The following is a 16,968-nucleotide window of genomic DNA, read 5'->3' on the forward strand; positions in this document are numbered from 1 at the left end:
GCCCCGGACCCAGTCAGCCCCGGACCCCGTCCGCCCCGCCCGCGGCCCGCGCCGCCGGCGTCAGGGCGCCGGGTTCCGGCGGGCCGCGTCCCGGCGGGCGATGACGTCGATCAGCTCGCTGACCGTGTCCAGGCCCTCGGAGGAGAGGCCGACCGCGCGCAGCGCCAGGCTGCGCACGCCCGCGTCGCGCAGCGCGCCGAGCAGCGCGAGCTCCTTGGCGATCTCCGCGCCCTGCCGCTCGTCGAAGAAGTACGCGGGCGGGACCTGGAAGAACTGGGCGAGCGCCTCCAGGTGGCGCTTGGTCGGGTTGTCCCGGCGCCCGGTGCGCAGCTGCCACAGGTAGGTGGTGGAGAACGACTCCCCGGTCGCCTCGCGGCAGGCCCGGGCCACCTCTTCGTTGGTGTACTGCTCGCGGTCGGGTCTGCGGACGGTGTGGAACAGCGCCTCGATCCTGGCCGCGAGCCCGGACAGTTCCACCGGTCCGTCCTCCCGGTTCGATTCCGCCATGGCCCGCCCTCCTCACCGGGGCCCCGCACGTCTCCTCCTGGCGGGCGGGCAGGGCCGGCCAGGTCACGATAACCCAACGGCATCAGCTGGCGTGGATCACAAGATACCGCCAATCAACGTCAGTTGACCCCTCCGTCGGCGGCTGACATCCTGGACCGCGGGCGGACCAGTCAAGCTGACTGACCATCAAGTCCGTTCGTGTTAAAGACATTTGACGTTTCCCTCGGATCGGCCGAACGATCTCGGCAGGCCGGTAGCGTGACCGACTCCCCTGGGACCGCCAGGCATCGACGCCCGAGACGGGACCGGCCGGACCGGTCGGCCCCACCGACGGCACGACGTGGGAAGGAGGCGCCCGTGAGCACGGCGCCGCGACACCAGACGGTGCGGCTGGGCTTCCTGTGGCGAGCCGCCGGCGCCCCCGTCGGCTGCGTGCTCGCCCTGGCGATGGGCATCGTGCTCGCCGACACCGGGGACGCAGGCCGGATGGGCGCCGTCCCCGCGCTGCTGCTGTCGAGCGCGGCCGTCCTGGGCGTGGCCCTGCCCGTCCCGTACGGCTTCTGGCTGCGCGCCGACGACCACGGCCTCACCCTCGTACGGGCGTTCGTCCCGCGCCGCTACCGGTGGCGGGACATCCAGGGGCTCACGATGGACGCCGGGCAGGACGCCGACTCCGGCGCCCACCGGCTCGTCCTGCTGCTGCGCCTGACCCCGGCACCCCGCCGGACCGCCCGTGCCGCCCGCATCGCCCGCGCCGCACACCTGTACGGGCCGGTCCTCGGCATCCTGGGCACCACCCGCGACGGGCTGCCGCGCGGCACCGAACCCCGCCGCCTCGCCGAACTGTTCGACCTGCTCCGGCGCCACGGCGTCCCCTTCGACGACCGCCGCTACGCCGACCTCGTCCTCACCGCGCACGGCTACCCGGCGCTCGCCCACACCGCCCCCGGCGCGTCCCTCGCCGCTCGGCCCGCCGCCCGCCCCGACGCCGCCTGAACCGGGACCGGACCGGGCCCGCGCAGCCCGCCCCGGCCCTTTGAGCCGCCCACCGCTGAGCCGCCCACCGCCCCGCAGCCGTTGACCCCGACGGAAGCGCGCCCGCCCGGACGGCGCGCCAGGACGTCAGGAGTGCGGCGATGCTCAGGTTCCACGGCGCATGGCGGATCACCGTGGTCGGCAAGAACGCCAGCTTCGACCAGCGCGCGGTGGTGCGCGGCCCCTACGGCACCCGGACGCTGCCCGGCCGGGTCGGCGCCACCCTGGAAGTCGACGAGGACAGCTGGACGCTGACCCTGGAACACCACCTGTGGGGCCGCAGCTGGCAGCCGAACCTGCGCGTCACCCCCGGGCCCGTCACCGAACGCGACGGCGTCCGCAGCCGCCTGCTGACCAGCAACGACTGCCACTGGCCCGACAAGCCCCTGGACTACGTCAACTTCGTCGTCCGCCTCGACCAGAGCCTCGCCCCGGCCCCCGTCCTCGCCCCCGTCCGGGCCGTGCGCCCCGCCGACTCCCTGCGGCCCTCCGCGCCCCGGGCCATCCGCACCTCCTCCGGCGACGTCGGCGACTTCGGCGCGCCCGCCCCCGCGCCCGCTTCCCGGCCCGCGGCCACTCCCGCGCCCAGGCCGGCGCAGGCCCCGGGCACCAACGCCCGGCCCACCGCGACCCCCTGGTAGCCCGCCACCGTGCCCGGGGGACAGCCCCCGGGCACGGTGGCCCGCTGCCCGGATGTCCCGGACGGGCGCCGCAGGGTTGGCTGGACGCATCCGAACCAACCGATCCGAAAGGCCGTCACCCGTGCTCCTGCGCAAGACCGTCCGCCGCCGCGCCGCCCGCGCCACCGCCGTCGCCGCCGTCGCCGCCGCCCTGGGCGCCACCGCCATGACCGGAAGCGCCCAAGCGATCGTCAACGGCCACGACTCCACCGAGCGCTACCCGTTCATGGCCACGATCCCGATGAGTGCCAAGCAGATAGCCGACGGCACCTGCGGCGCCACCCTGATCGACCCCCAGTGGGTCCTGACCGCCGCCCACTGCGTCACGAGCCCCCCGGAGAACGAACTGAAGCTCGACGGCATCGTGCGCATCGGCAGCGCGCACCGCAAGAGCGGCGGCACCGTCCGGGCCATCACCCGCACCGTGGTCCACCCCGGCTTCAGCTTCGGCGACGGCCAGACCCGCCCCAACTACGACGACCTCGCCCTGGTGCGCCTGGACCGCCCCGTCGCCCAGCGGCCCCTCCCCGTCGCCCAGCGCCCCGGCCCGCCCGGCACCCCGACCCGGTTGCTCGGCTTCGGCACCGTCGTCGACACCCCCAAGTTCGAGGAGATGGTCTTCCCCGACCGCCTCCAGGAGCTCGACACCCGCCGCGGCGCCGTGGCCGACTGCGCCCCCGGCTACGCCGGCCCCACCCGCCTGTGCACGACCAGCCCCACCCCGAAGGCCATGGCCTGCGTCGGCGACTCCGGCGGCCCGCAGCTCCAGCGCGGCCGCGGCGGCCGCTGGGAGCTCATCGGCACCACCTCCGGCCCCGGCGCCCCGGGCGTCCCCTGCACCGGAGGCCCGGGCCTGTACACCGACGTGCGCGCCTACGCCGACTGGATCCAGGCCACCATCGCCGCCGGCTGACCTGGCTGACCCGGCTGACCTGCCTTGGCCTGACTGACTGACTGACCGGCCGATCCGGCCGACCGCCTGACCCCGGCGGCCGGATACGCCGGCCGACCCGACGGTAAAGTCCCAGGTGAGCACCGTCGCGCCCGAGGAGACCCCGCCATGCCGACCGACCCCGCCACCGGAGCCGCCGCCGACCGCCCGCCGATCGCGCGGTACGGCCTGGGCACCGCGGCCGTCGGCCGGCCCGGCTACATCACCCTCGGGCGTGACGGCGACCTGCCCGCCGAACGCACCGTCGAGGCGCTGCGCGACCGCACCCACGCCCTGCTCGACGCCGCCTACGCCGCGGGCGTGCGCTACCTCGACACCGCCCGCTCCTACGGCCGCGCCGAGGAGTTCGTCGCCCAGTGGCTCGCCGAACACCCCGCGGCCGCGGCCGAGGTGACGGTCGGCAGCAAGTGGGGCTACACCTACACGGCCGGCTGGCAGACCACCGGGGTGGCCGCGCACGAGGTCAAGGAGCACTCCACGGCGGTGTTCGACCGCCAGCTCCACGAGACCCGCTCCCTGCTGGGCCCGCACCTGGACGTCTACCTGGTCCACTCCGTCACCCCCGACAGCCCCGCCCTGACCGACACCGCCCTGCACGCCCGCCTGGCCGACCTGGCCGGGGAGGGCGTACGGGTCGGCCTGTCCACCAGCGGCCCGGCCCAGGCGGACACCATCCGCGCCGCCCTGGCCGTCACCGTGGACGGCCGCCCGCTGTTCACCGCCGTCCAGGCCACCTGGAACCTCCTCGAACCCTCCGCCGCCCCCGCCCTGGCCGAAGCCCACGCCGCCGGCTGGCTGGTCGTCGTCAAGGAGGGCATGGCCAACGGCCGCCTCGCCGGGCGCAACGCCACCGGGGACGACACCGCCGCACTGCGCGCCCTCGCCGCCCGCACCGGCGCGCCCCTCGACGCCCTCGCCCTGGCCGCGGCCGCCGCCCAGCCTTGGGCCGACCTCGTCCTGTCCGGCGCGGCGACCGTCGACCAGCTCGCCTCCAACCTCACCGCCGCCACCCTGCACCCCACCCCCGACGACCTGGCCGCCCTCGCCACCCTGGCCGAACCCGCCCCGGAGTACTGGCGCACCCGCGCCGCCCTGCCCTGGTCCTGAACCGCCCCCGCCGCACCGCGGGCCCGAACCCCGCCGCCCGAACTCCCGTGTCAGTGACCGCCCCTACGGTGGCCGCATGACCTCGGACCTGTCCCGTCTCCTGCCCGCCACCCTCCCGCCCGGCCGTCTGGTCGGCGGCGAGGACGGGCCGGAGCCGCTGCTGTGGATCAGCGACGCCCCCGCCCCCGCCGGCCTGTGGCAGCAACTCCACCGCGCCCACCCGCAGTCCGGCCTGTGGCCGCTGCTGCTCGTCCCCCTCGGCGACGGCGCAGACTACCGCCCCTGGCTGTCCGGCGAACTCTTCCCGGCCTCCGCCTCCGACCCCACCCTCTACGACCCCGACGCCCTGCTGCGCCGCTGGTGGCAGCAGCTCGGCGGCACCGACGAGGACGCGCCCGAGAGCCCGCCCGAGAGCCCGCTCGACGCCGAGGAAGCCGCCGAACTCCACGCCGCCCTGGCCCCCTTCGGCCCCGCCTGGCCCGGCACCGCCCCCGCCGCCGCCGTCCCCGACGGAGCCCCCGGCATCGAGGCCCGCGGCCTGGCCGACGTGCTGCTGTCCGTACGGGACGCGCGCCTGGGCCTGGTCGAGGCGGGCAGCGGCGCCGAGGCGCTGGCCGCCTGCGGCTGGAGCGGCCCGCTCAACCACGAGGACGACACCGCCAAGATCGCCGCCGTACTCGCCGACTGGGAACGCCGCTTCGGCGCCCAGGTCGTCCAAGTCGGTTTCGACACCCTGGAGTTGAGCGTCGCCGTCCCGCCCGCCACGCTCGCCGAGGCCCTCCCGCTGGCCGCCGAGCACACCGCCTTCTGCCCCGACCTCGTCTTCCAGGGCACCGGCACCCTGACCGCCTACGCCGAACGCCTCGTCGCCGCCCACCAGTGGTCGTTCTGGTGGGACTGACCCGGCACCCGTTCCCGCCACCGAGTCCGGATCCACCGGACCAGTACGGCTGAAGGGGCTGGACTATCCGTTGTGCGCTTCGAGCTCGGTCGCCGGCGCCCGTTGGGTGGCCGCCCACGACGCCAGGAGCGCCAGATTGTCAGCGGTCGGTGTGCCCGCGGGTGCGGTGTAGACGTTGAGGTGCAGGCCGGGTTCGGCGGGCAGTCCGAGGGACTCGACGTCCAAGTCGAGCCGGCCCACGATCGGATGGCGCACACGCTTGCGGCCGGACCGGTGCAGCCGCACGTCCTGAGATGCCCACCGCTGCCGGAACAGCTCACTGGACGTCGACAGTTCGCCGACCAGGGCGATCAGCTCCTCGTCGTGCGGATCGCGGCCGGCTTCCATGCGCAGCTTCGCGGCCACGCCACCGGCAATGTGGTCGTAGTCGACAAAGAAATCCCTGGCCGCCTCGGGGTTCAGATAGACGAACCGCGCGGTGTTCGCGGGCCGTCGCGCGTCGGCCAGCACCGGTGAATACAGCGCGCGAGCGAGTTGGTTCGTGGCGAGCACGTCGTAACGGCCGTTACCGATCCAGGCCGGCGCACCGGAGATCGCGTCGAGCACCTGCTGCAGCGTCGAGCGCACCGTCACGGCAGGCCTGCGCCGGCGTGGGCCGCTGGGCGCCGTGGACTGGCGCGCGAGGTGGAACAGGTGGTCGCGCTCGGCCTCGTCGAGTTGCAGGGCGGAGGCCAGCGCGCCGAGCACGCCATCGGAGGCACCGGCGAGCCTGCCGCGCTCCATGCGCACGTAGTAGTCGACCGATACCCCCGCCAGTAGCGCCACCTCCTCGCGGCGCAGACCCTTGACCCGACGGTTGCCGCCGTAAGCGGGCAGGCCCGCCTGCGCGGGTGCGATGCGGGCGCGACGCGAGCTGAGGAACTCCCGGATCTCGGTGCGCAGATCCATCGCGGCCATCCCCTCACCGTAAGCCGGTCCCGCAGTCTAAGGGGTGCCCGATGCGGTCGTCGCGATGCCGCCGTCCACCGGGATGACGGTGCCCGTGAGGTAGGACCCGGCCCGGCTGGCGAGAAACACGGCGACACCCGCCATGTCGTCGTCGCGGCCGATCCGGCGCAGAGGGGCCGCCGCCGCGATCGTGTCGCCGACGGCATCGAGCGTGGACGCCGTCATCCGTGACGGGAACACTCCCGGTGCCACCGCGTTCACCGTGACGTGCTGCGGGCCCAGCTCCCTGGCAAGCACCCTGGTGAGTTGATGGAGTGCCGCTTTGCTGCTGGCGTACGAGTAGTTGGGCGACTGGGCGACGTGGATGGCGGCGATACTGCCGATGTTGATGATCCGCGCGGGATCATCGGCGGTGCCCGCCCTGCGAAGTGCGGGGAGCAGCGCCTGCACCAGCCAGAACGGCGACTTGAGGTTGAGGTCGATCACCGCGTCCCAGGCCTCGTCCGGGAACGTCGCCAGCGGCTCGCGCCACATCGCTCCCGCGTTGTTGACAAGGATGTCCAGGCGTTCCGAGCCGACCTGGACAAGATCGGCGAGGCGCTGACACTCGTCGTGCCTGGACAGGTCGGCGGGGATTGCTCGAACGTCGCCGAATTCGGACAGCAGATGCTGTGCCTCCGCGCACGCGTCTGCCTTGCGCGAGCTGATGACGACGCGGGCGCCCGCCTGGAGAAGGCCGCGCGCTATCATCAGCCCGATTCCCCTGGTGCCGCCGGTGACAAGGGCGTACTTCCCACTCAGATCGAAAAGTTCCGCGTGAGTGGTGAATTGGTTGTCCGCCATTGGTCTCCGTCTGTTCTGTCGTGGAAGAATTCGCCGACACGGTCGCGCATTCGGGGCAGCTGAATTGAACCGATGGGGTTGAAGCTGCGGTGTGTGTCCATGGTGACAGGCGTTTTGAACGTCTGGGAGACCCTGGTGATACAGGTACTGTGAGAGCCCCCCTCGCCTGATGCGCTGACCCCGGCACCCGCTCCCACCGCCGAGTTCGGGGCCGTCGGGGGCATCGAGCCACCGCAGGCCGTGCCCCGCCAGGCTCGCCCACCGTCTGGGCAGAGGTGGCTCAGCGACGGCTCGTCATCCAGAGCGACACCGTCAGGCGCCGCCGCCCCGGCCCGGGTCGGCGACGCCATCGAGGGACTTCAGCTGGCGCCGAATTCGCCGGTGCGGACGGCGGTGACGAAGGTCTGCCAGGCGGCGGAGGGGAAGAGGAGGGCCGGGCCGTGGGGGTCCTTGGAGTCACGGACGGGCATGACGCTCGGGAAGCCGGGCGCGACCTCGACGCACTGACCCCCGTCGGAGCTGTGGGAGGACTTGACCCAGTGGGCAGAGGACAGATCGGGGCGGAAGCTCATGGTGCCAGTTCCTTCCGGATGCTCTGATCACGGCCAGGGACTCGGCCCTGGGCGGCGCGTCTACCTGAAGACGATCGTATCTCCTGCGCCACGTCACGACAGTGGCCCGATCGCGTTCGAGGAAACCCCGGTGCAGTGTCTCGGTGTACCCGAACTGGGCGTTGTCCCCGACGGTCAGCAGCGTGACGGCCGAGCGGAACGACCGGTGGACCCCCATGGTGAAGGGGACGACCTGCACCAGGACGTTCGGCAGTCCTTCCGCCAGGTCTTCGAGCCGCTGGAGCTGTTCCGCCATGACGGCGGGGCCACCGAGTCGCCACCGAAGAGCACTCTCGTCGAGGGCGACGAAGACCAGGGGCGAGGGTGTGCGTTCCAGGAACTTCTGCCGGGCCATGTCGGATTCGACACCCTGGAGTTGAGCGTCGCCGTCCCGCCCGTCACGCTTGCCGAGGCCCTTCCGCTGGCCGCCGAGCACACCGCCTTCTGCCCCGACCTCGTCTTCCAGGGCGCCGGCACTCTGGCCGCCTACGCCGAACGCCTCGTCGCCTCCCACCAGTGGTCGTTCTGGTGGGACTGACCCGGCACCCGTTCCCGCTGCCGAGTTCGGGGCCGACGAACCCCGTCGGCCTGCAAACGTCAGGCGACGTCAGCTGGTGCCGAATTCGCCGGTGCGGACGGCGGTGACGAACGCCTGCCAGGCGGCGGAGGGGAAGAGGAGGACCGGGCCGTCGGGGTCCTTGGAATCGCGGACGGGCTGCACATCGGTGAAGCCGTTGGCGACCTCCACGCACGTGCCGCCGCTACCGCTGTATGAGCTCTTCCTCCAGCCGGTGTCAGTCAGGTCGACATCCATTCAAAGTCCCTCCGTACCGCGCGGATCATGGCCACCGAGTCGGCCTGGCTCATGGCTTCGACTACGAGCCGATCGTAGTCGTCGGCCAGCGCAGCAATCGTCTCAGTATCTCGATCGATGTAGCCTCGCTGCTCGATCTCGCCGTAAGAGAGCATTTTGCGTCCTGGCATGGTAAGGAGGTGCACCAGGCGCGTGAACGGCCTGTCCTCGCCTAGCGAGTACGGGGCCACCTGGATGATGATGTTGGGCTGCTTGGCGAGATGTTCGAGGTGGATCAGCTGCTCGATCATGGTGTCGCGGCCGCCAATGGGCCGCCTGAGGCAGCTCTCGTCCATCACCGCGTGCAGAAGTGGTGGCGAAGTGCGGGCGTGGATGTTTTGTCGGGCGAGCAGGAATTCGATTCGCTCCTGGGCCTGTTCTGGTGTGACGGTTCCTCGTCGGAGATTGCCCTGCTCCCAAGCGGTTGCGTATGCCCGGGTCTGTAGCAGTCCTGGAATCACGTTGATTTCGAAGAGCTTGATCTTCTCTGCGCGGGCCTCGTAGTTCGCGTACTCGGGGAAGCCCGGCACCAAAGCTGTGTGGCGGAGCTGCCAGTACATCAGCAGCAGGGTCCCGCCCGTCTGCAGGATCTCATCGGCCTTGGTAGCAAACTTCTCACTCGGCGGGCGCTGCGCAAGTTCGACGAACGAGACGTAGGACGGGTGGACACCGATCCTGCGCGCGAGCTGTTCCTGCTTGAGGCCCATCGCCATGCGTGACCTGCGGAGTTGGATCCCGAAGGCGGCCCACGGGGATGACTTCGGGTCAATTTCCTTGATGTTCACCATGGCTGCTCCAACTCTCAGTGCTACCGAGGTCAAGTCGTCTACCGCTTCCGATGCTAGGTGATGTCGGGCCACCATGTGTACGGAACGTGAAACGCTGATTGCGGAAGGTTATTTCCATGGCCGATACCCAGGTTCCCCGCCTCCATGGCTACGGCGTGCGCTGGGACACCGGGGCCCGCCTCTACCGGGTCCGCAACGAGGTCACCCGGGAGTTGCTGCGTCAACCGGACGGTGAGCTCGGCGGGTTCGGCTCCTTCTCCGAGGCCTGGAGTGCCTGGCGCGTCTTCGAGGTCCACAAGCGGCCGGGGGAGTGAGCGTGTCCTCGATGCTCTCCCGCGTGACCGCCGACCAGCGGCGCCAGGCGGCCGACGTCCTGGACGACCTGACGGCCGTCCTCGCCCTGAGTGGCGTCACGTTGCCGTCCATCGAGGTGGATTGGGAGCACGGCCGCAGGACCGGCTGCTACCTGATCAGCCTGGGCTGCGCCCGCCCGTTCGAACTCCTGCGGGTCGTGGACCTGTTGCGCAAGGGCCTGCGCTACGAGCGCCTGACGCGTGACGGCTGAACTCCTGGTCCGCCTGCTGTGGTGGGCGGGCTTCTCCCTCGTACTCCTCGCCGCCCTCAGGAAGTGAACCGCCCGATGCAAGACCCCCGCCTGCTCGCCAAGCCGCCCGTGTGCCGGCTCGGCTGCCTCGTCCTCGTGCGCAACCCGCGCGGCGACGTCCTGCTCGTCGACCCGGACTACATGGACGGCCTCCTCCTCCCCGGCGGCGCCGCCCAGCCCAACGAGCCCCCCAACCTCGCCGCCGCCCGCCACCTCCACGCCGAGACCGGCCTCAACCTGCGCCTCGCCGACGTCCTGGCCGTCGACTTCACCCCGGCCGACCGCCACCTGGAGCGCCTCAACCTGGTCTTCGACGGCGGCACCGTGCGCGACGACGTCCGCCTGACCGTCCCGCCGCAGCACCGCAGCGGCCTGTTCGGCGCCCGCTTCGTCCCCGTCCGCCGGCTCCCCGACGTCATGGCGCCCTCCCAAGCCGCCCGCGTCAGCGAGGCGTTGGCGGGCCGCGCGCTGCCCGTCCTCCTCCACGGACAGCGCGCGACCTGATCGGCACCGCCGGGTTGGGGTCGGCGCCCACATCGGCCCAGTCGGTGACGCGTTGGGCGCTTCGGCAGCGAGAAGGGGCGGGCGCCAGGCGCCCGCCCCTTCTCGTTCAGCTGCGGTCAGCTCCAGAGGTTGGCCGGCTGGTCGGTGATGGCGGTCCAGAAGCGGGTGCCGGCGGGCAGGGTGCCGTTGGCCCACAGGCCCCAGCCGTTGGCGTCGTGGAACTCGGCCATCCGGAAGCCGGTGCCGAAGTAGCCGGCGCAGAGCTGGTCGGCGGCGGCCCGGCTGGTGAGCTGGCTGCCGGAGGTGGGGATGGTGGCCTTCACCTCGCCGCCGGCCCAGCTGTGGTAGCCGCTGGTGGGCACGCCGGCGGGGGCGGGGCGGCCGTCCTGCTTGAGGCACAGTACGGGCAGCTGCGCGGTGGCGGGGGTGTCGCCGCTGTACGCGTTGCTGCTGTTGTCGTTGCCGACGTGCACGACGTTGTCGGCGCGCTGCTCAAGGGTGGCCCAGGTCATGCCGTTGTGGGTGGCGACGCCGCCGAACAGGGCCTCGTAGGTTAGGTGTTGCGGGCGATGTCCCACTCCTGGTAACCGCCCTGGTTGCAGTCGAACATGTAGAGCCGCCAGCCGCCGCCGATCCGGTGCTCGGTGTTGTCGAGGCACTGGGAGGTGGAGATGTTCTGCAGCCGGATCCCGAGCAGGCCGTAGCGCGGCGTGCTGTCGGCCGCGGTCCACGGCGTGACCCGCCACATCTGCGAGGTGTCGTTGGCGTAGCACTGGACGCCGGAGGGGGTGCTGTCGACGGTCAGGCAGGAGCGCTGGTCGGCGGCGTTGTTGACGGTGTAGACGCTCGGCAGGCCCGGGACGGGCTTGAACACCCACTGGCCCGGGTTGTCGGACGGCGCGCAGGGGTGCAGACCCTGTCCGCCCTATATCGCGCCGTTGGGACAGCGCTCGGACTTCTGGTTGAACAGGACCGTCGAGGGGGTGTCGGCCGAGGCCGAGCCGCCCGGGACCAGCACCAGGCCGGTCAGGGCGAGCGCGATGCCGAGGACGATACGCCGGACTAGCGAACGCACAGTGCTCTCCAAGGAGGGGAGACGACGAGGGGCGGCGGCCGGTCCGGAGGGCCCCCGGGCCACCCGGTCCGTCCGCCGCGGTCAGCTTGTCAGCGCGCGATCAATCGCCGGTATCCCAGTTTCCTGGGGGTCGTTCGACACCCGACTGGTCAGGGGCGCGGCCAGGGGCGCCCGTCGAGGTGCTCGATGTCGGTGTTGAAGCGGCGCAGGTAGGCGGCGAAGGTGGTGACGTCCTGGGCGGACCAGCCGGCCATCACCCGGTCCAGGGCCTCCACGTGGGCCTCGCGCTCCTCGTCGAGGCGGCGGTCGCCCTCGTCGGTGAGGCGGAACTTGCGGGCCATCCCGCCGTCGGGGTCGGCGATCCGCTCGACCAGGCCGGCCCGGGTCATGGCGGCGGTCTGCCGGTTGAGGGTGGAGGCGTCGAGGTTGAAGGCCTCGCTCAGCTCGCCGATGGACATCGGGCCCTGGATGCGGATGCGGCTGAGCAGGATGTACGCGCTGCGCTCCAGGGTGCTGCCGCGCGGGCGGGCGGCGGACTGGCTCAGGTAGTGGTGGCGGCCGAGCACCATGTACTCGAACTCGACCAGGTCCGTACGTTCGCCCATGCCGTCGTCCTTCGCCCTTCACCCTCATCGCCGCACCGCTGACCTGCGGGTTTCGCGGGCCTTGTCCAGTATGGCAAAGGGGTGTGACGGCGTGACCCGGCCATGTAGTGTGCTCGATGCACATAATATGCACGATACACATTCCGTTTCCGAGGAGCCCGCCATGGACGGCCCCCAGCCCGGCGGCACGACCGCCCCGACCGCCGGCACCGCCCCGACCGCCGGCACCACCCCCACCACCGGCATCGTCGCCACCCTCGCCTTCACCGGCACCGTGGCCGCGATCATGCAGACCCTGGTCACCCCGCTGATCGGCGAACTGCCCCGACTGCTGCACACCGCGCCGTCCAACGCCTCCTGGGCGATCACCGCGACCCTGCTCGCCGGCGCCGTCTTCGTCCCGATCAGCGGACGCCTGGGCGACCTGCTGGGCAAACGCCGCATGCTCCTGGCCTGCTGCGTACCGCTGTTCATCGGATCGGTCCTGTGCGCCCTCGCCTCCGCGGCCGTACCGATGATCATCGGCCGCGGCCTCCAGGGCATGGGCATGGGCGTCGTCCCGCTCGGCATCAGCCTGCTGCGCGAAGTCCTGCCGCCCGAACGCCTCGGCTCCGCCATCGCCCTGGTCAGCGCCTCGATGGGGATCGGCGGCGGCCTCGGCCTGCCGATCGCCGCCGCCGTCGCCCAGTACGCCAGCTGGCGGGCCCTGTTCTGGGGCGCCGCCGCCCTCACCCTCGTCGTCGCCGCGATGATCCGCTTCCTCGTCCCCGCCCCCGCCCGGCGCCCCGCCGGCGGCCGCTTCGACCCCGTCGGCGCGGCCGGCCTGGGCGCCGGACTGGTCTGCCTCCTGCTGCCCGTCTCCAAGGGCGCCGACTGGGGCTGGACCGACCCCCTCACCCTCGGCCTGTTCGCCGCCGCCGCCGTCCTGCTCCTCGCCTGGGGCCGGTGGGAACTGCGCTGCCCCGAACCGCTGGTGGACCTGCGGGTCACGGCCCGCCCCCGGGTCCTGCTGACCAACGCCGCATCCGTCCTGGTCGGCTTCGGCATGTACGCGCAGGCGCTGATCATCCCCCAGCTGCTCCAACTCCCCGAGGCCACCGGCTACGGCCTGGGCCGGTCGATGCTGGCCATGGGCCTGTGGATGGCGCCCTCCGGCCTGATGATGATGGCCGTCTCACCACTGGGCGCACGCCTGTCGGCCGCGCGCGGCCCCAAGTTCACCCTGGTCGCCGGCTCCCTCGCGATCGCCGCCGGATACGGACTCTCGATGGTGCTCATCGGCTCCACCTGGGGCGTCCTGGTCGTGACACTGGTGTGCAACAGCGGCGTCGGCCTGGCCTACGGCGCGATGCCCGCACTGATCATGAGCGCCGTGCCGCTGTCCGAGACGGCGTCCGCGAACAGCTTCAACACCTTGATGCGCTCGCTCGGCACCTCCGTCTCCGCCGCCGTGGTCGGCGTGGTCCTCGCCCAGCTGACCACCACCCTCGGCGGCCACACCCTGCCCTCGGAGAGCGGCTTCAGGGTCGGCCTGCTGATCGGCTGCGGCGTGGCCCTGGCCGCCGCCGCGGTCGCCGCCACCATCCCCGCCCCGCCCGCCGGGGCCGCACCCGCCACTACCCACCCGGCACCCGCCGCCAAGGACACCGCCACGACCTGACCACCCAACCCGCCACGACCTGACCACCCGCCACGACCTGACCACCCGCCAGCCCGCCCCCGGCACCCGCCGGGGGCAGCCGCGCTACGTACCCCCTACCGATCCGCGACGGATTCGCCCCCACCACCCCCACCCGTACCGTCGGAGACCACGGACACCGGACCAACCCCCAGGAGAACAGCGATGACCGCCTACGCGATGGCCCAGGTCCACTCGGTCGAGTTCGGCCCCGACATCGTCGAGTACCTCCAGCGCATCGACGCCACCCTGGACCCCTTCGACGGCCGCTTCCTCATCCACGGCGACCGGATCGAGACCGTCGAAGGCACCTGGGGACAGGACCTCATCCTCATCGAGTTCCCCGACCACCAACGCCTGCGCGCCTGGTACGACTCGCCCGCCTACCAGGAGATCCTCCCGCTGCGCACCCGCCACATGGCCGCCGACGTGGTCTTCGCCCGGGGCGTGCCCGCCGGCTACCGCGGCGCCGACGCCCTCAAGCACTGACCGGCCCGGGGGCTCAACGCCCCTGCGCCCGCTCGCGCCACCACCGCACCGTCGCCTCCACCTGCTCCTCCGGCGCGGTCGCGCGCACCGCGAAGGCGGCCTCGTAGGCGGAGGAGTCCACCACGAACGGGCGGTCGAACTGGTAACGGACCTCGCGCAGTTCACGCAGCAGCGGGGAGAACAGCCCCGCCGCGCCCAGCAGCGCCTGCGGGAGCCGGCGCACCGCGACCGGTCCGACGCCCGCCTGCGCGGCCAGCCGCTCCACCATCGCGCGCACCGGCAGCGCGGGGGCCGTCGGCACGTGCCAGGCCCGCCCCCAGGCCCGCTCCTCGCCCGCGACCTCGGCCAACGCCCGCGCCACGTCCGGCAGGTACGTCCAGCTGTGCGGCGCGTCCGGGTCGCCGAGCACCGCGATGTTCCGGCCCTTCAGCAGGCCCGGCATCACCCGCGAGGCCAGGTGCCCGCCGTCCGTCACCCCGGGGCCGAAGAAGTCCGAGGCCCGCACCTCGACCGCCCGGATCCGCCCGGCCCCGTGCAGCGCCCGCGCCTGCTCCCACGCCGCCGCCCGCACCCGCCCCTTGGGACCGGCCGCGGCCAGCGGCAGGTCCTCGGTCATCGGGCCGCGCACCGGCCCGTAGCCGTAGAGGTTGCCGAGCATGACCAGCACCGCCCCGGTGGCCTCGGCCGCCGCGCACAGCGAGGAGGCCAGCGCCGGCCACCGCGCCGCCCACTGCGGCAGCGGCGGCGCCGCGCAGCCGTAGATCGCCGCTGCGCCGCGTGCGGCCTCCGCCAGCCGCGCGCGATCGCCCGCGTCCAGCGCCACGTGCTCGATTCCGGGCACCGGGGCCCCGCCCCGCGCGGGGCTCCCCGACCTGGTGACGACCCGTACGGCGTGCCCCTGCCCGGCCAGCAGGCGGGCGGTGGCGGCCCCGGCGGGCCCGTATCCGACAACCACGTGGAAGCTCATCCGCCCCACCCTAGGGTCTGGGGCCGCGGGTGCCGCGGGTGCTGCGAGGGTGCGGTGCGGGCGACAGCAAATACTTGGTATGGCAACCGTAAAAGACGATCTATGCTGGCGGGCGTTCACAATCTCTCCGCACAACGCAAGGTACTGAATGAAGCTGTCCCGGGTGTCCGCCGTCGTCGCGGCCGCCGTCCTGGCCCCCACTGTCCTCTTCCCGTCGATGGCTTCCGCCGCCGACAACCCCCAGCCGGCCGGTGTCTCCGGCCCTGACACCGCGTCCAAGGGTGCCGAGGACCAGGGGACGGGCCAGGAGGAGCACGACCGCGCCGAGGTGCGGCGCATCCTCGCCGACAAGGAGAGCGGCCCGGGCGTGCGCGAGGCGGCCCAGAAGGCGCTGAACGGCGCCGCCGCCGACCTGCGGCACTTCCTGGACGTCGAGCTCCACGACCAGCGCGTGATCGACAACCGGGTGAGGGCCTACCAGGTCCTCGCCGTCGGTGGGCCGGCCGTCAAGAAGGCCGCCACGGCCGCCCTGCGGGGCGGCACCGCCGAGGACGTCGCGAAGTTCCTCAAGGAGGGCCAGTTCATCGCCCGTGCCGAGGACGAGGACCGCGCCAAGGTGCAGGGCATCCTCGACGACAAGGAGACCGGCCCGGCCGTGCGCGCGGCGGGGGAGAAGGCCCTCGCGGGTACCGCCGCCGACGTGCGGCACTTCCTGGACGTCGAACTCGAGGAGCGGCGTCAGACCGACAACCGGCTGAAGGTCGCCCGGATCTTCGACGGCGCCGGGCCGGCACTGAAGAAGGCCGCCGGGAAGGCGATATCCGGCAGCAACGAGGAAATCCTGGCCTTCCTCAAGGAGGGCCAGTTCATCGCCCGTGCCGAGGACGAGGACCGCGCCAAGGTGCAGGGCATCCTCGACGACAAGGAGACCGGCCCGGGCGTGCGCGAGGCGGGGGAGAAGGCCCTCGCGGGTACCGCCGCCGACGTGCGGCACTTCCTGGAGGTCGAGCTCCGCAAGCAGCGGGCCGACGACAACCGGGTGAAGCTCGCCCAGATCATGGCGGTCGGCGGGCGGGCCGTGTGCGAGGCCGCCAGCCGGGCGCTGGACGGCGGTACCGACGAGGACGTCGTGAAGTTCTTGAAGGAAGGCCAGTTCACGGCCCGTGCCGAGGACGAGGCCCGTGCGAAGGTGCAGGGCATCCTGGACGACAAGGAGACCGGCCCGGGCGTGCGCGAGGCGGGGGAGAAGGCCCTCGCGGGCACCGTCGCCGACGTGCGGCACTTCCTGGACGTCGAGCTTCCCAAGCAGCGGGCCGACGACAACCGGGTGAAGCTCGCCCAGATCATGGCGGCCGGTGGGCGGGCCGTGCGCGAGGCCGCCAGCCGGGCGCTGGACGGCGGCACCGACGAGGACGTCGTGAAGTTCCTGAAGGAGGGCCAGTTCACGGCCCGTGCCGAGGACGAGGCCGCCGCGAACAAGCCAGCCCCGCAGCCGGCCCGGCCCGCCGAGCAGCCGCAGACCGCCACCGGCGCCCAGTTGGCCGTCCAGCCCGCCGCCCTGACCACCACGACGGGCACGACCGCGGGCGCGATCGCGGCGGGCACCACCGCCGGGACGGCCACGGCCACCACGGGCACCACCCGCCCCGGCCAGCTCGCCGCCACCGGCACCGAGGGCCTCGGCTGGGAGGCCGGCGGCGCCGCCGCGGCCCTGGCCGCGGGTGCTGCGCTCGTCGTCGCCTCCCGCCGCCGCTCCACCGAGAGCTGACGCCCCCGAGCGTCCCCGGCCGCCCACGCGTCCGGGGACGCCCGGACGTCCGG

The 16,968-nt window shown here is 72.8% G+C and carries 23 protein-coding genes and 1 pseudogene; 12 read left to right on the plus strand and 12 right to left on the minus strand.

The genetic code is table 11. The annotated features are described in order from the left end of the window. Positions 1-60: 60 nt before the first annotated feature. A complete protein-coding gene (locus AB0O82_RS28590; protein ID WP_363586798.1) occupies positions 61-507 on the minus strand; it encodes an XRE family transcriptional regulator in 447 nt (148 codons plus the stop codon). Positions 508-864: 357 nt separating this feature from the next. Between AB0O82_RS28590 and AB0O82_RS28595 the strand changes: the two genes are divergently transcribed. The 5 genes from AB0O82_RS28595 (at position 865) to AB0O82_RS28615 (ending at position 5,182) form a co-directional block, all read left to right on the plus strand. Further along, positions 865-1,503, plus strand: coding sequence for a PH domain-containing protein (locus tag AB0O82_RS28595; RefSeq protein WP_363586799.1), 639 nt, complete (start codon positions 865-867; stop codon positions 1,501-1,503). Positions 1,504-1,643: 140 nt separating this feature from the next. Next, positions 1,644-2,183: a hypothetical protein gene (locus AB0O82_RS28600; RefSeq protein ID WP_363586800.1), complete on the plus strand. Its 540-nt coding sequence runs from the start codon at positions 1,644-1,646 to the stop codon at positions 2,181-2,183. A gap of 121 nt (positions 2,184-2,304) precedes the next feature. After that, entirely contained in the window at positions 2,305-3,135 is an 831-nt protein-coding gene (locus tag AB0O82_RS28605; RefSeq protein ID WP_363586801.1) for a serine protease, read from the plus strand. Positions 3,136-3,282: 147 nt separating this feature from the next. After that, positions 3,283-4,281: an aldo/keto reductase gene (locus AB0O82_RS28610; protein ID WP_363586802.1), complete on the plus strand. Its 999-nt coding sequence runs from the start codon at positions 3,283-3,285 to the stop codon at positions 4,279-4,281. A gap of 76 nt (positions 4,282-4,357) precedes the next feature. Continuing rightward, positions 4,358-5,182, plus strand: coding sequence for a DUF4253 domain-containing protein (locus AB0O82_RS28615; protein WP_363586803.1), 825 nt, complete (start codon positions 4,358-4,360; stop codon positions 5,180-5,182). 63 nt (positions 5,183-5,245) lie between these two features. Here AB0O82_RS28615 and AB0O82_RS28620 read toward each other — a convergent pair whose 3' ends face one another. The 4 genes and pseudogenes from AB0O82_RS28620 to AB0O82_RS28635 form a co-directional block, all read right to left on the minus strand. After that, positions 5,246-6,130 carry a helix-turn-helix transcriptional regulator gene (locus AB0O82_RS28620; RefSeq protein ID WP_363586838.1) on the minus strand — a complete coding sequence of 295 codons (885 nt, stop codon included), beginning with the start codon at positions 6,128-6,130 and terminating at the stop codon, positions 5,246-5,248. Between the two features lie 36 nt (positions 6,131-6,166). Beyond that, complete coding sequence (locus AB0O82_RS28625) at positions 6,167-6,973, minus strand: SDR family oxidoreductase (protein ID WP_363586804.1); 807 nt, start codon at positions 6,971-6,973, stop codon at positions 6,167-6,169. Between the two features lie 359 nt (positions 6,974-7,332). Next, positions 7,333-7,545, minus strand: coding sequence for a DUF397 domain-containing protein (locus AB0O82_RS28630; protein WP_363586805.1), 213 nt, complete (start codon positions 7,543-7,545; stop codon positions 7,333-7,335). 82 nt (positions 7,546-7,627) lie between these two features. Beyond that, positions 7,628-7,939, minus strand: a pseudogene (locus AB0O82_RS28635) (Scr1 family TA system antitoxin-like transcriptional regulator); the annotation flags it as partial. On the opposite strand from AB0O82_RS28635, the gene AB0O82_RS28640 reads away from it, so the two are divergent. After that, positions 7,928-8,122 carry a DUF4253 domain-containing protein gene (locus AB0O82_RS28640; protein WP_363586839.1) on the plus strand — a complete coding sequence of 65 codons (195 nt, stop codon included), beginning with the start codon at positions 7,928-7,930 and terminating at the stop codon, positions 8,120-8,122. The pseudogene AB0O82_RS28635 and the gene AB0O82_RS28640 overlap by 12 nt on opposite strands. Positions 8,123-8,191: 69 nt before the next feature. Here AB0O82_RS28640 and AB0O82_RS28645 read toward each other — a convergent pair whose 3' ends face one another. Together AB0O82_RS28645 and AB0O82_RS28650 are read right to left on the minus strand one after the other, a co-directional pair. Then, on the minus strand, positions 8,192-8,398 hold the full coding sequence (locus AB0O82_RS28645; protein WP_363586806.1) for a DUF397 domain-containing protein: 207 nt from the start codon (positions 8,396-8,398) through the stop codon (positions 8,192-8,194). Further along, a complete protein-coding gene (locus tag AB0O82_RS28650) occupies positions 8,383-9,225 on the minus strand; it encodes a helix-turn-helix transcriptional regulator (RefSeq protein WP_363586807.1) in 843 nt (280 codons plus the stop codon). The genes AB0O82_RS28645 and AB0O82_RS28650 overlap by 16 nt, the downstream gene beginning before the upstream one ends. A gap of 116 nt (positions 9,226-9,341) precedes the next feature. Between AB0O82_RS28650 and AB0O82_RS28655 the strand changes: the two genes are divergently transcribed. The 3 genes from AB0O82_RS28655 (at position 9,342) to AB0O82_RS28665 (ending at position 10,333) form a co-directional block, all read left to right on the plus strand. Beyond that, entirely contained in the window at positions 9,342-9,539 is a 198-nt protein-coding gene (locus AB0O82_RS28655; RefSeq protein ID WP_363586808.1) for a hypothetical protein, read from the plus strand. Between the two features lie 11 nt (positions 9,540-9,550). Continuing rightward, the gene (locus AB0O82_RS28660; protein ID WP_363586809.1) at positions 9,551-9,790 is read left to right on the plus strand and encodes a hypothetical protein; all 240 of its coding nucleotides are present in this window, start codon (positions 9,551-9,553) and stop codon (positions 9,788-9,790) included. A 75-nt stretch (positions 9,791-9,865) separates the two neighbouring features. Then, positions 9,866-10,333: an NUDIX domain-containing protein gene (locus AB0O82_RS28665; protein WP_363586810.1), complete on the plus strand. Its 468-nt coding sequence runs from the start codon at positions 9,866-9,868 to the stop codon at positions 10,331-10,333. 116 nt (positions 10,334-10,449) lie between these two features. Here AB0O82_RS28665 and AB0O82_RS28670 read toward each other — a convergent pair whose 3' ends face one another. The 4 genes from AB0O82_RS28670 to AB0O82_RS28685 form a co-directional block, all read right to left on the minus strand. After that, complete coding sequence (locus AB0O82_RS28670) at positions 10,450-10,911, minus strand: hypothetical protein (protein ID WP_363586811.1); 462 nt, start codon at positions 10,909-10,911, stop codon at positions 10,450-10,452. Next, positions 10,887-11,207: an RICIN domain-containing protein gene (locus AB0O82_RS28675; protein WP_363586812.1), complete on the minus strand. Its 321-nt coding sequence runs from the start codon at positions 11,205-11,207 to the stop codon at positions 10,887-10,889. Before AB0O82_RS28675 ends, AB0O82_RS28670 begins: the two co-directional genes overlap by 25 nt. Before the next feature lie 51 nt (positions 11,208-11,258). Further along, positions 11,259-11,408, minus strand: a complete 150-nt coding sequence (locus AB0O82_RS28680) for a hypothetical protein (RefSeq protein ID WP_363586813.1) — start codon at positions 11,406-11,408, stop codon at positions 11,259-11,261. Positions 11,409-11,557: 149 nt separating this feature from the next. Next, positions 11,558-12,013, minus strand: a complete 456-nt coding sequence (locus tag AB0O82_RS28685; RefSeq protein ID WP_363586814.1) for a MarR family transcriptional regulator — start codon at positions 12,011-12,013, stop codon at positions 11,558-11,560. A gap of 163 nt (positions 12,014-12,176) precedes the next feature. On the opposite strand from AB0O82_RS28685, the gene AB0O82_RS28690 reads away from it, so the two are divergent. Beyond that, a complete protein-coding gene (locus AB0O82_RS28690; RefSeq protein WP_363586815.1) occupies positions 12,177-13,673 on the plus strand; it encodes an MFS transporter in 1,497 nt (498 codons plus the stop codon). 183 nt (positions 13,674-13,856) lie between these two features. Beyond that, on the plus strand, positions 13,857-14,180 hold the full coding sequence (locus tag AB0O82_RS28695) for a DUF1330 domain-containing protein (RefSeq protein ID WP_363586816.1): 324 nt from the start codon (positions 13,857-13,859) through the stop codon (positions 14,178-14,180). Positions 14,181-14,193: 13 nt separating this feature from the next. Here the strand turns inward: AB0O82_RS28695 and AB0O82_RS28700 are convergent, their stop codons facing one another. Next, positions 14,194-15,147, minus strand: coding sequence for an NAD-dependent epimerase/dehydratase family protein (locus tag AB0O82_RS28700; protein ID WP_363586817.1), 954 nt, complete (start codon positions 15,145-15,147; stop codon positions 14,194-14,196). 148 nt (positions 15,148-15,295) lie between these two features. On the opposite strand from AB0O82_RS28700, the gene AB0O82_RS28705 reads away from it, so the two are divergent. Further along, entirely contained in the window at positions 15,296-16,915 is a 1,620-nt protein-coding gene (locus AB0O82_RS28705) for an ALF repeat-containing protein (protein WP_363586818.1), read from the plus strand. The last annotated feature ends 53 nt before the right edge of the window (positions 16,916-16,968 follow it).

Origin of the sequence: Kitasatospora sp. NPDC088264, from assembly GCF_040685715.1 — a bacterium.
In the GTDB taxonomy this organism is placed as follows: domain Bacteria; phylum Actinomycetota; class Actinomycetes; order Streptomycetales; family Streptomycetaceae; genus Kitasatospora.